This is a genomic window from Dietzia sp. B32, assembly GCF_024732245.1.
Classification (GTDB): domain Bacteria; phylum Actinomycetota; class Actinomycetes; order Mycobacteriales; family Mycobacteriaceae; genus Dietzia.
This window is the reverse complement of record NZ_CP093845.1, coordinates 123668-136724: the sequence shown is the minus strand read 5'-3', so window position 1 is coordinate 136724 and position 13057 is coordinate 123668. Positions and strand designations below refer to the sequence as shown.

General features: G+C 70.4%; 10 protein-coding genes. 7 read left to right on the top strand and 3 right to left on the bottom strand.

All coding sequences use genetic code 11. The features are described from left to right. Positions 1 to 54: 54 nt before the first annotated feature. A complete protein-coding gene (locus tag L8M95_RS00635; RefSeq protein WP_260487430.1) occupies positions 55 to 2793 on the bottom strand; it encodes a GNAT family N-acetyltransferase in 2739 nt (912 codons plus the stop codon). A gap of 71 nt (positions 2794 to 2864) precedes the next feature. Then, positions 2865 to 4097: an acetoin utilization protein AcuC gene (locus L8M95_RS00630; protein ID WP_260487429.1), complete on the bottom strand. Its 1233-nt coding sequence runs from the start codon at positions 4095 to 4097 to the stop codon at positions 2865 to 2867. A 229-nt stretch (positions 4098 to 4326) separates the two neighbouring features. On the opposite strand from L8M95_RS00630, the gene L8M95_RS00625 reads away from it, so the two are divergent. After that, positions 4327 to 5016, top strand: coding sequence for a metal-dependent transcriptional regulator (locus tag L8M95_RS00625; protein ID WP_260487428.1), 690 nt, complete (start codon positions 4327 to 4329; stop codon positions 5014 to 5016). Beyond that, the gene (gene galE / locus L8M95_RS00620) at positions 5013 to 5993 is read left to right on the top strand and encodes a UDP-glucose 4-epimerase GalE (protein WP_260487427.1); all 981 of its coding nucleotides are present in this window, start codon (positions 5013 to 5015) and stop codon (positions 5991 to 5993) included. Before L8M95_RS00625 ends, galE begins: the two co-directional genes overlap by 4 nt. A gap of 12 nt (positions 5994 to 6005) precedes the next feature. Here the strand turns inward: galE and L8M95_RS00615 are convergent, their stop codons facing one another. After that, positions 6006 to 7178, bottom strand: coding sequence for a DUF4192 domain-containing protein (locus L8M95_RS00615; RefSeq protein WP_260487426.1), 1173 nt, complete (start codon positions 7176 to 7178; stop codon positions 6006 to 6008). A 287-nt stretch (positions 7179 to 7465) separates the two neighbouring features. On the opposite strand from L8M95_RS00615, the gene L8M95_RS00610 reads away from it, so the two are divergent. The 5 genes from L8M95_RS00610 to L8M95_RS00590 all read left to right on the top strand — a co-directional run bounded on the left by L8M95_RS00610 (position 7466) and on the right by L8M95_RS00590 (position 13018). Next, positions 7466 to 8416, top strand: a complete 951-nt coding sequence (locus tag L8M95_RS00610; protein WP_260487425.1) for a proteasome assembly chaperone family protein — start codon at positions 7466 to 7468, stop codon at positions 8414 to 8416. A gap of 27 nt (positions 8417 to 8443) precedes the next feature. Continuing rightward, positions 8444 to 10990 carry an RNA helicase gene (locus tag L8M95_RS00605; RefSeq protein WP_260487424.1) on the top strand — a complete coding sequence of 849 codons (2547 nt, stop codon included), beginning with the start codon at positions 8444 to 8446 and terminating at the stop codon, positions 10988 to 10990. Between the two features lie 85 nt (positions 10991 to 11075). Then, the gene (locus L8M95_RS00600; RefSeq protein ID WP_260487423.1) at positions 11076 to 11534 is read left to right on the top strand and encodes a DUF3817 domain-containing protein; all 459 of its coding nucleotides are present in this window, start codon (positions 11076 to 11078) and stop codon (positions 11532 to 11534) included. After that, positions 11531 to 12151 (top strand): TetR/AcrR family transcriptional regulator, encoded by a 621-nt coding sequence (locus L8M95_RS00595; RefSeq protein WP_260487422.1) that lies wholly within the window; start codon positions 11531 to 11533, stop codon positions 12149 to 12151. The genes L8M95_RS00600 and L8M95_RS00595 overlap by 4 nt, the downstream gene beginning before the upstream one ends. A 51-nt stretch (positions 12152 to 12202) precedes the next feature. Beyond that, positions 12203 to 13018, top strand: a complete 816-nt coding sequence (locus tag L8M95_RS00590; RefSeq protein ID WP_260487421.1) for an NUDIX hydrolase — start codon at positions 12203 to 12205, stop codon at positions 13016 to 13018. Positions 13019 to 13057: the final 39 nt, after the last annotated feature.

The following is a 13057-nucleotide window of genomic DNA, read 5'->3' as shown; positions in this document are numbered from 1 at the left end:
GCCCCGTATCCGCCCCGATCGGAGCGGTCCCGGCGTGGGTGCGTCCGACAGTCGCTAGCGCAGTCGGCGGGGTCCCTCGTCGCCGCTGAACCTGGGCGGCGGACCCAGGCGGACGGTGGCGTAGAGCACTGCCAGCCCGTCCGGTGCGGCGAGGGCCGGGTCCACCGACAGCCGGCGCATCTCCGGGATGTCCTCGACCAGACACGAGACCCTCCCCATGAGCTCGACCAACGCGTCCCGGTCGACCGGCGCGTCGCCGGCGTACCCGTCGAGGATCGCCGCGGCGCGGGGCCGGTCGAGCAGGGCCGCGGCCTCCCCCTGTGAGATCGGCAAGGTGCTGAAGGCCCGATCGGCCAGCAGGTCCGACAACATCCCGGACAACCCGAACGAGATGAGCGAACCGAAGATCGGGTGGTCGGCGACCCGGATGGTGACGGCGACCCCCTTCGTCGCCATCTTCTGGACGTGGAGGGCACGCGAACCGGTGGTGGACTGGAGGAACGAGAAGGCGTGGCGTACCGCGGCGGAGTCGACCAGGTCGAGCCGCACACCGGACTGGTCGCTGCGGGTCCGCCATCGTTCGCTCATCGCCTTGACCGCCACGGGGTAGCCGAGCTCATCGGCCGCCATCACCGCCTGGTCTACATCGGTGACGACGCGGTAGTCGACGATGTCGATCCCGTAGCACTCCAACAGTGCGCGGACCTGGCCCTGGGTGAGCTCGAACGACTCGGTCCCGGCGTGGAGCTGGCACAGGGAGTTCACCAGCTCTCGCGCGCGAGCCCGGTCGATGTCCTCGTACTCGGCCGGTTCCTCCGCCGGTTTGTCGAGCCACTCGGCGTATCGGCGGGCACGTACCAGCGCGGAGACGGCCCGTTCCGGATACGGATAGGACGGAATCGAACCCCGGGCGGCGACCCCGGACTCGTCGGTCACGGTCAGGCCCTCCGGCAGCCCCTCCCCGGCGAGGAACGTACTCACCACCGGCTTGGAGCTCTCGCCGGCCGCAGCGCGGATCGCCTCCGCGTACGCGTCGGGCTCCGTGGCGACCGGGGGGACGAACACCGTGAGAACGGAGTCCACCTCGTCGCGAGCGAGTGCGTCCGAGATCGCCCCACGGAACTCCTCGGGGGACGCACCGGCCCCCAGGTCCACCGAATGCGCCACGGTGAAGCCCTGTTGCCGCGCGGAGTCCGCACCGAGACGGCCGACCGCCGAGGAGTTGCCCACGATGCCCAGACGCCCTCCCGTCGGTAGCGGCTGGTAGGCCAGCAGTGTGGCGGTGTCGAACATGTCGGTGATGGAGTCCACCTGGATGAGGCCGGAGTCGCGGAACAATCCCCCGATGGCGTTCGCCGTCAGCCCCTCGACTCCCGACTCCAGGTCGTCGGCGGCGCGTCGGACCACCACGACCGGTTTGTTGCGGGCGACCCGCCGTGCGATCCGGGAGAACTTGCGGGCGTTACCGAAGCTCTCCAGGTAGAGCAACACGACCTCGGTGGCGGTGTCGGTGTCCCAGTACTGCAACAGGTCGTTGCCGGAGACGTCGGCGCGGTTCCCGGCGGAGACGAACGTGGACAACCCGAGCCCGCGCCGGGCAGCCGCGGCGAGGATCGCGATGCCGAGCGCGCCCGACTGGCAGAAGAAGCCGGTGCGGCCGGGCCCCGGGACGACCTCGGCCAGGGTCGCGTTGAGCTGGACATCGGTGGAGGTGTTGATCACCCCGAGCGCGTTGGGGCCGACCACCCGCATCCCGTGTGCCCGGGCCTCGCTGACCAGACGACGTTCCGAGACCACACCGGCGCTACCGACGTCCGAGAACCCCGCGGAGATGACGACGAGGGTCGAGACGCCCTTGGACAGGCAGTCGTCAAGGACCTCGGACATCGATGCCGCCGGGACCGCCACGACCGCGAGGTCCACCGGGTCCGGGATGTCCCGGACACTGGCGTAGGCGCGCACGGACTGCACCGACCTGGCATCCGAATTGACGGGGTACACGGGTCCGGAGAACCCGTTGCCGATCAGATTGCGCAACACGGTGTGGCCGATCTTGCCCACCTGATCCGAGGCGCCGATCACCGCGACGGAACCGGGGTTGAGGACCCGCGCGAGACTCCGCGCCTCCGCCGCCGCCTCCCGGGAGTTCCGGACGTTCGTCAGGGCCTCGGTGGGGTCGATCGCGAACTCCAGATGGAGGGTGGAGCCGTCGAACGACCGGGAGATCTCGTACCCGGCCCGCCGGAACACCTGGATCATCGACCGGTTCTCCGAGAGCACCTCGGCCTCGAAGTGGTCGATCCCGCACTCGGCGGCCGCGCCGGCGAGATGCTCCAGGAAGATCGACCCCAGCCCACGCCCCTGGTGCTGGTCGGAGATCGTGAACGCCACCTCGGCGAAGGTCGAGTTCGGCAGCCGCTCGTAGATCGCCATCCCGATGACCTCCGCGCCGAGCTCGGCGACGAACGCCATCCGGTCGCGGTAGTCGACGTTCGTCATGCGCGCCAGTTCGCGATCGGACAGGACGTCGTGGGACCCGAAGTAGCGCAGGTAGCGGGTGCGCTCGGACAGGCTGCTGTGGAACTCGGAGATCTTCTCGGCATCGCTCGGCAGGATCGGCCGGACCCGCACGGCCCGACCGTCGGAACCGAGGACGTCCGCGGCCCAGTCGTGGGGATAACCCTCCGGGTACGCGTCGACCGAGGTGTCGGTCGAGGCGTGCTCGGGCGGCTCGACCGTCGCCGTATCACCGGGCACGCGGTCGCCGGGATTGCTCTCGCCGGGGTGCGCCATGGGGTCCTCCAGGAGCTGGTGGGTCGGGGGGTGACGGGGTGGGCGGCGTCGCGGGGGCAGCGCCGCGGGGATCAGTCCCGGGGGTCGTCCGGATCAAGTCCCAGCAGGGGGTAGACCGATCGGCGGGTGTCGAGGATCGACTGGTCGAGCCGGGCGAGGGAGCGGTCCATCTCCACCCCGCGGTCCGATCCCGACGGCTCCCACGCGGTGTATGTCGGGTCCTCGCCGTCACCCATCACCTGGGGTACCCGGTCGGGGACGGTGAACCGGCCGGCCACGGACCGCCACGCCTCCGGGACCTCGGTCGCCGGATCCACCGGGACCCCGAGCACGGCTGCGATGAGGTGTGTCCACGACCGCGGGACCACCCGGACCAACTCGTAACCGCCCCCACCGATGGCGATGAGGCGGCCCTCACAGAGCTCGTCGGCCAGCGCCACGACCTCCAGATAGGACCGCCGGTGCCCGTCGACGGTCAACGACAGGTCCGCGAGCGGGTCCTCGCGATGCGAGTCGCACCCGGCCTGCATGACGATGATCTGCGGTTCGAAGGCCCGCAGCACACCCGGGACCACGGCGTGGAACCCCCGCAGCCAGAGGTTGTCGGTGACAGCGGGCAGGAACGCCAGGTTGACGGCCGTGCCCTCGGCGCGGCCGACCCCCGTCTCCGATGCCCAGCCGGTGGACGGCCACAGCGTGGCGGGGTGTTGGTGCAGCGAGACCGTCAGCACCCGCGGGTCCTCGTAGAACGCGGTCTGTACACCGTCCCCGTGATGGACGTCGATGTCCACGTAGGCGATCCGGTCGTAGCCGTTGTCGAGCAGCCAGCTGATCGCCACCGCCGCGTCGTTGTAGACGCAGAACCCCGCCGCCGCGGCGGGCATGGCGTGGTGCATCCCGCCGGCCACGGAGACCGCCCGCGTGGCGGCACCACTGGCGATGGCGCGGGCGGCCGCGAGGGTGCCCCCGGCCACCGCGGCACTCGCCTCGTGCATCGCCGGGAAGGTCGGGTTGTCAGCGGTACCGAGCCCGTGGCTCATCCCGGCGTGCTCGCCGGGCGGCAGGTCCCCGGCGGCTTTGACGGCGTCGATGTAGCGGGAGGTGTGGACCCGGAGCAGCTCGTCGTCACTCGCGGTCCCGGGGTCCACCATCTCGACACCCTGGAGAACGCCGAGCTCGGTGGCCAGGGACATGGTCAGGTCCAACCGCCGCGGACTCATCGGGTGGTCGGCGGAGTGCCGGTATTCGAGCAATGACGGACTCCACACGACCTTCGCCGCGACGCCGTCCCCGATTCCGGCCATGACCACCGCCCTCCCGTGGGGCCGGGGCGTTCCCGGCCCGAGCACCCCGAGCGATCAGTGGGGCACGTCACCCACGAATCTACGCGTGCCGCACCGCTCCGGCCCCTGATCGTCCGCTCTCCACCCCGGTCGGTGGCCCGACGGTAGTCTCGGTGTCAGAACCCGGACGGCGCCCCCGCCTGCCGGGAGACGGACACCGATCGACGACCCGACCGTGGAGGACTGCAGCGTGAAGGACCTGGTGGACACCACCGAGATGTACCTCCGCACCATTTACGAGCTGGAAGAGGAAGGCGTGATCCCGCTGCGGGCGAGGATCGCGGAGCGCCTCGAGCAGAGCGGACCGACCGTGAGCCAGACCGTCGCCCGCATGGAGCGCGACGGGCTGGTCCTCGTGGCCCCTGACAGGCATCTCCAGCTCACGGCCACGGGCCGGGACCTCGCGGTGGACGTCATGCGGAAGCACCGTCTCGCGGAGCGCCTCCTGGTCGACGTGATCGGGCTGGAGCTGGAGAAGGTCCACGCCGAGGCGTGCCGCTGGGAACACGTGATGAGCGACGACGTCGAACGGCGCCTCATCGAGGTGCTCGATGATCCCCGCACCTCCCCCTACGGCAACCCGATCCCCGGGCTGGAGCGGATCGGGTACCCCGCCTCGGCGCTCGACGATCCCAACCAGATCAGGCTCTCGGCACTGGAGAGCGATATCCCCCACCGGGTCCGCATCCGGGCGATCGGCGAGAACGTGCAGATCGACACCGAGCTGATCTCCGAGTTCCGGGCCGCCGGCGTCGAACCGCTCAAGACCGTCACCGCCACCCGCCGCGGGCATCTCGTCGAGCTCGACTCCGGCGGCGGCCGCACGGTCGAACTCGACGGCGATCACGCCCACGCGATCCAGGTCGAGATCATCTCGTGAAGCTCCTCGTCACCGGCGGGGCCGGTTATGTCGGCGGGGTCTGCGCCACCGTCCTGATCGAGCGTGGGCACGAGGTCGTGGTGCTCGACGACCTGTCCACGGGCAACCGGGACGGGATCCCGGAGGGCGCGACCTTCATCGAGGGGGACGTGGCGGCCCGTGCGCCGGAGGTCCTCGACTCCTCCTTCGACGGCGTCCTGCACTTCGCGGCTCGCTCCATCGTCGGTGAGTCGGTCGACAAGCCCGAGGAGTACTGGCAGGGCAACGTCGTCACCTCCCTGGCGCTGCTCGACGCGATGCGGGCGGCCGGGGTGCACAACCTGGTCTTCTCCTCCACCGCGGCGACCTACGGCGAGCCCGAGCGGGTGCCCATCACCGAGGACATGCCCACGCGGCCGACCAACACCTACGGGGCCACCAAACTCGCGATAGACCACGCGATCACCTCGTATGCGACCGCGCACGGACTCGCCGCGACCAGCCTGCGCTACTTCAACGTCGCCGGGGCGTACCACGGCGCCGGCGAGAACCGGGTGGTGGAGACCCATCTCATCCCCCTGGTCCTCCAGGTGGCCCTCGGTCATCGCACCGACATCAAGGTCTTCGGTGACGACTGGCCCACCCGCGACGGCACCTGCATCCGCGACTACATCCACGTCGCCGATCTGGCCGACGCCCACCTGCTCGCCCTCGAGACGAACTCGCCCGGCACTCACCGTGTGCTCAACCTGGGTAGCGGTGAGGGATTCTCCGTCCGCGAGGTCATCGACGTGTGCCGGGAGGTCACCGGTCACCCCATCCCGGAGGTCGTCGCCCCGCGCCGGGCCGGCGACCCGGCGGTGCTCGTGGCCTCCAGCGCGCGAGCGATCGCCGAGCTCGGGTGGCACCCCACCCGCACGGACCTGCGCACTGTGGTGGAGGACGCCTGGGCGTACACCGGGGCACTCGGCGACCGCGCCCACTCGGCACCGCACTGACCCGGGTGCGGTTCAGGCCGCCGCGGCCACCCGCCTGAGCCGCTCCGGGGACAGCCCGGCGTGCAGACTGTCGATCAGGAGGCGGGCGAGGGAGTTGCCCCGGTCCGCGTCCAGGGCTGCGGACAGCGCCGACCAGGCGTGCACCCCGCTGCCCGCGAAGTAGGCCGCGGCTCCGAGCAACAGGAGGGCCACCGAGCGTTCGCGACCGGGCCTCCGGCGCGCGACCGCCCACCACAGCAGCCTCCGACCGTCGACGTCGCCCAGGCCCCGCACGGCCACCCGTCGGTAGATCTCGTCACGAACCGCGATCACCAGCAGGTCCCGCCCGATCCCGGCGAGTTCGTCGTCGTCGACCTCCTCCCCCATCTCCCACCGGCGCGCGGCGTCGTCGTGGCGTTCCACCGCCTCGGCCACCGCACGGTCCCCGTACTTCCGGGGCGGCCCCGGTTCGTGGGGATCCAGATCGCACGCGTCCGGGTCGCGCGCGAGGTACATCCGGTCGATCTCGTCCCGCGAGTCCGCCCGGACCCGCCCGCCGTACGCGTGGACCGCCGCTATCTGGGTCGAGTCGGGGTCCAGCTGGACGCCGCGCACCATCCCGAACAGGTCGACCCACGGCGCGCCCTCGACGAACTCGCCGACTCCGTACGCCGCTGCGACCTCGGTGCCGACGACACCCAGCCAGTACTCGAACGCCGCCGCCACGTCCTCCGCCCGCAGACCCGCGAGGTGGTCGTCCGCGCAGTCCTCGTGCACCACCACCAGATGCACCGAGGCGATCCCCTCCCTGGCGCAGAACTGCGCCAGCCCGCGCGCGGGTCCCGGGTCGATCGACGGACGGGAACGCCCCCCGGCCGGGTCACCCGGGACCGGGTCGGGGGCCCCGGCGAGATCGCCGTCGTCACCATCGATCAGTTCGGCGCCGTCGTCACCGTCGACCAGTTCGGCGTCGTCCGGATCACCCCGACCGGCACCCGGCAGCCCGTCGACGTCCATCCGCACCACCGGCCCCTGGCCGCCGTCGGCAGTCTCCCCGCAGAGCACCACCACCGAGCCCGGGCCCGGGGGGAAGCCGAGCATCGCCGGTAGCGAGGCGATCAGCTCCTCGGGCGAGGAGATCACCACCGTCCCGCGTCCGCTCGCCCCGTCATCATCGATCAACTCGCCAGCCGTCATCGTCGCCATCCGTCTCTTTTCTCGCGCGCCCTGGAGCCCCGCGCCGGGGCCAGGTCCGCAGGTGCCGTGCACCGGTCCCACCATCGGGTATGCCGACGGGCGCCGGGAGCCTGCGGACGTCCACACCCGGGCCCGCTGTGGAGGCGCGCGGGCCTGTGGGAAACGGGGCGTGCCCCCCGCCGGGGAATCAACCCGGCTGAACCGTCGTTGTCACAGTTGTGAACCCCCGTCCCGGACGGACGACCGGGCGACCCCGTACTCCCGACGGACGGGGTGTGGTGACGAGAGGAGTCGACATGGCCAGGCACAGCGATCTGTACCGAATGATCGAACCCGTTCCCGACCTGCGTTCGGAGGACGGTCGCGGACCGGTCCTCGTGCACGGCCTCGAGGGGTTCTCGGACGCCGGTCAGGCGATCCAGGGCTTCTCCGAACACCTCCGCGACACCCTCGACTCGCAGCTGATCGTCGAGTTCGACGTGGACGAACTGGTGGACTACCGGTCACGCCGCCCCCACCTGAAGTACTCGTTCGACCGCTTCTCCGAGTACGACCAACCGACGATCCAGCTGCACGCCGTCAAGTCCACCGACGGCACGTCCTTCCTCCTCCTCTCGGGCCTCGAGCCCGACCTGAAGTGGGACGGGTTCACCAACTCCGTCATCGACCTGGCCGCCACCTTCGGCGTCCGCATGTCCATCGGGCTCGGGGCCATGCCGCTGGGCGTGCCGCACACCCGACCCACCAACTCGAGCGCGCACGCGAGCGACGTGGATCTCATCCAGGGGTTCACCGCCTGGCCCGGTGAGTTCTCCGTCCCCGGCAACGTGACGTCCCTGCTCGAACTGCGGATGGCCGAGCACGGGATCCCGTCCGCCGGTTTCACCGTGCACGTCCCCCAGTACCTGTCGCAGACCGCGTACCCCGCTGCGGTGCTCAATCTGGTCGACAACGTCTCGCGGCTCGCGGACCTCGAGTTGCCCACAGCCGGGCTGGAGAAGGCCGCAGACGAGTTCACCGCGCAGGTCAACGCACAGATCCAGAACAGTCCTGAGGTGCTCACCGCGGTCGAGCTCATGGAGAAGCAGTACGACGAGTTCATGGAGACGCGCCTGGGGTCCGACTCCCTCAACCCGGGCGGCAAGCCGCTGCCCTCCGGCGACGAGATCGGTGCGGAGTTCGAACGGTTCCTGGCCCAGCAGGCCGAGGACGACGGGTCGGGCCGCGGGCCGGAGATGAACGGCTGACCGACACGGACGACTAGGCTCGGACCGGTGCATCTGCCCCATCTCCTGGCCGACCTCGACGACGTACCCGCCGATCTTCACGACGAGGCGGTGTTCGACGCATTCGTGGCGTGGGCCGCGGACCGGGGACTGACGCCGTACCCGGCGCAGGAGGAGGCCGTCCTCGAGATCGCCGCCGGCAGCCATGTCATCCTGGCCACCCCCACCGGATCGGGTAAATCCCTCGTCGCTCTGGGTGCCCACTTCTCCGCCATGGCGCGCGGCGTCCGCAGCTACTACACCGCCCCCATCAAGGCCCTCGTCAGCGAGAAGTTCTTCGCCCTGTGCGAGGTGTTCGGCGCCGAGAACGTGGGCATGGTCACCGGCGACGCCGCGGTGAACGCCGACGCTCCCATCGTGTGCGCCACGGCCGAGATCGTCGCCAACATCGCGCTGCGCGAGGGCTCGGCCGCCAGCATCGGGCAGGTGGTGATGGACGAGTTCCACTACTACTCCGAACCGGACCGGGGCTGGGCCTGGCAGGTGCCGCTCATCGAGCTGCCCGACACGCAGTTCCTGCTCATGTCCGCGACCCTCGGCGACGTCGACTGGTTGCGCGACGATCTACGGCGCCGCACGGGCCGGGAATGCGTGCACATCGGCGGAACCGAACGTCCCGTCCCGCTCTCGTTCGAGTACGAGCTCAGTGGTGTCCACGAGACCGTCGAACTGCTGATCCGCGACGGCAAGGCTCCCGTCTACATCGTCCACTTCACCCAGGCCGCCGCGCTCGAGCAGGCACAAGCACTGACCTCGCTCTCGGTGGCGACCAGAGAACGCAAGGCCGCCGTCTCCGAGGAGATCGGCGGTTTCCGGTTCAGCACCGCCTTCGGGCGCACCCTCCGCAAACTCCTGCTCCACGGGATCGGCGTCCACCACGCGGGGATGCTCCCCAAGTACCGGCGACTGGTGGAGCGGTTGGCGCAGGACGGACTGCTCACGGTCATCTGCGGCACGGACACGCTCGGGGTGGGGATCAACGTGCCCATCCGTACCGTGCTGTTCACCGGCCTGACCAAGTTCGACGGCCGCCGGCAGCGTGTCCTCAAGGCCCGCGAGTTCCACCAGATCGCGGGGCGTGCGGGTCGAGCGGGCTTCGACACCGAGGGATTCGTGGTGGTGCTCGCCCCCGAGCACGAGATCGAGAACGCCAAGGCCGCGGCGAAGGCCGCCGCCAACCCCAAGAAGAAGGCCAAGGCCGGCAAGAAGAAGCCCCCCGAGGGGTTCGTCAACTGGTCCCGGTCCACCTTCGACAAACTCGTCGGCGCCCAGCCCGAGCAGCTCACCAGCCGCTTCGAGGTGAGCAACTCGATGTTGCTCAACATCATCTCCCGTCCCGGCAGTTGCTACGAGCACATGCGACACCTGCTGCTGTCCTCTCACGAGACCCGCGCGCGCATCCGCCAACACGTGCTGCGCGCGATCGAGTTGTTCCGAGGGCTGGAGGCCGCCGGGATCGTGGAACGGGTAGCCGAACCCGACGACGACGGGCGACACGTCCGACTGACGGTCGATCTCCAGCGGGACTTCGCCCTGAACCAACCGCTGGCACCGTTCGCGATCGCCGCGATGGAGGTGCTCGACCCGGAATCCCCGACCCCCGAGCTGGATCTGGTCTCGGTGATCGAATCCGTTCTCGACGATCCCCGGCCGGTCCTGTACGCCCAGCAGCGTCAGGCCCGCGGCGAGGCGATCGGGGCGCTCAAGGCCGATGGGGTCGAGTACTCCGAGCGCATGGAGATGGTCGAGGACATCTCCTGGCCCAAGCCGCTCGGTGACCTCATCGCCGATGCCTATGACGCCTACCGCACGGGACACCCGTGGGTCGCCGGGATCGAGCCGTCACCGAAGTCGGTCATCCGCGAGATGATCGAACGTGGCATGACGTTCTCGGACCTCGTCTCGGCCTACGGGCTCGGCCGCTCCGAGGGCTCGGTACTGCGATACCTCACCGACGCCTACCGCGCACTGCGCCAGACGGTGCCCGCCGACCGGCGATCGGAGGAGTTCGAGGACCTCGTGGAGTGGCTCGGTGAACTGGTCCGGCAGGTGGACTCGAGCCTGCTCGACGAGTGGGAGCTGCTCACCGACCCGGATGTCTCCTCCGCCCAGGTGGCCGAGCTGGCGTTCGGCGAATCCGCGGGGTCCACCCGGCCCGTCACCGCCAACAGGCGGGCGTTCCGGGTGATGGTGCGAAACGCGATGTTCCGACGCGTCGAACTGCTCTCCCGCGACGACATCGAGCGGCTCGCGGAACTGGACACCGACGTGCCGGAGCATCCCGACTGGGACTCGGAGATCGACGCCTACTGGGACGAGTACGACGCCATCGGCACCGGTCCGGCCGCCCGTGGGCCGGCCCTGTTCACCATCACGGAATCGGGCCCCGGTGTCGAGACCGGCACATGGCGGGTCCGTCAGGTGCTCGACGACCCGGAGGGCGACCACGGCTGGGCCATCGAGGGCGTGGTGGACCTGGCCGCCTGTGACGAGGCGGGCGAGGTGCGTTTCGCCTCCCTCGCCCTCCACGGGTGAACCCGCCCACGCCCTGGAACCGGCTCTCGGGGCCCGGGTCCGTACGATGTCCGACGGACCCGGACCCGACCGATGGAGGACAGCTGTGACCCCCCGCATCCTGTACAAGAGGCTCGCGTTGGCGGAGGTGGTCACCTGGACGCTCCTGATCCTCGGCATGATCGGCAAGTACGCTCTCGGGTTCGACTGGGCCACCATGGTCGGCGGCAGCGTCCACGGGTTCGTGTTCCTCTGCTACGCCGTCGCCACCGTCGCGGTGTGGACCGACAAGCGGTGGGGCGCCGGAACCGGGGTCCTCGGTCTGGCGTCGGCCGTGATCCCCTATGCGACCGTCCCGTTCGAACGGTCGGTGGAACGCCGCGGGTTGCTCGACGGGCCGTGGCGCGTCGGTCCGGACGGTGACACCCCGCGGACCCTCCCCGAGCGGGTCCTGGCCTTCGCTCTCCGCTCCCCCGCCGTGGCGCTGCTGGTGACGCTCGTGGTGGTGGCGATCGTGTTCTCCCTCCTGCTGCTGGCGGGGCCGCCGACCGAGTGGTTCTCGTGACCCCCACCCGCGAACCCGGCCGGCGAGAGCTGAACAAGGCCGACAAGCAGCGTCGCATCCATGCGGCCGCCCGGGACCTGTTCTCCCGACGCGGGTACTCCTCGGTCACCACCCAGGAGGTCGCCGACCGTGCCGAGGTCGGGACGGGGACGCTGTTCCGATATGCGCAGTCCAAGGGCGAACTGTTGTGCATGGTCGCCAACGAGGAGTTCCGCGCGATGGTGGAGACCGTCCCCGACACCGGCGATCCGGTCGATGATCTCGTGACGCTGTGCGAGCCCCTCCTGGTGGCGCTCGACAGGCAGCCGGAGAATATCGCGGCCTATCACCGCGAGACGCTTTTCGGGGAGCCCGGTCCGCACCGCGCGGAAGCGCAACGCATCCTCGAGGAGCTGCGCGACCTCATCGCGGCCGTCCTCGCCGGCCATTCGGCCTCCTCCGCGACCCAGGACAGCCTCGCCGGTCCCGCCCAGACCGTGTTCGACGTGCTCTACATGACGATCGTGCGGTGCGGGGTCGAGCGGACCTCCGCCGACAACAGCCGCGAGGAACTCATGGGGCAGGTCCGCCACGTGCTCTACGGTGTCCTGCCCCCGGCCGCGCGCGGTTCCGTCTGACGTACCCACCCCGGTGCCGGGCCCGCCACCCCGTCGCGCGAGACTGGCACCATGACCGAGGTTGACCAGACCACCGCCCTCCCGATCAAGGACGCCTCCACCGTGATGGTGATCCGCGACTCCGCCGACGGCCCGGAGGTGTTCGCCGCCCGCCGCGTCAAGGGCATGGCGTTCGCCGGCGGGATGACCGTGTTCCCCGGCGGAGGGGTCGACGCCGCCGACGACGACCCGGACCTCGCGTGGACCGGTCCCGCCCCCACGTGGTGGGCCGAACGACTCGGATGTGACGAACCGCGGGCCCGCCGATTGGTCTGTGCCGCCGCCCGCGAGACATTCGAGGAGTGCGGTGTCCTGCTCGCGGATCACCTCGACGGATCCGCGGTCTCCGATGCCGGGAAGTATCACTCCGCCCGGGCCGAGCTCGAGGCCCATGAGCTGTCGTTCAGTGGCTTCCTGGAGCGGGAGGACCTCTCGCTGGCCGCCGGTCGACTCCGCCCGTTCGACCACTGGATCACCCCTGTGATCGAGAAGCGCCGCTACGACACCCGGTTCTTCCTCGCGGCCCTGCCTGCCGGCCAGGAGCCGGACGACCAGACCACCGAGGTCGACCTGACCATGTGGGCCCGCCCGGTCGACCTGCTCGAGGACTTCCGCAGGGGTCACTCGATGCTGCTGCCGCCCACGTGGACCCAGCTGCGTCACCTCGCCGAGTTCGCCGACGTCGCCTCCGCTCTGGCCGCGGAGCGGACGATCGAGCCGATCCAGCCCGAGATCATCGAGCACAGCGGCGGCATCAGGGTCGGGTTCGACGGCTCCGACGAGTACTGGGCCGACTATCAGGCAGGACACCCGCCGGCCGGGAACTGAACCGCCGGCCCCGGGAGGCCCACGCCCGCGGGCCGGACA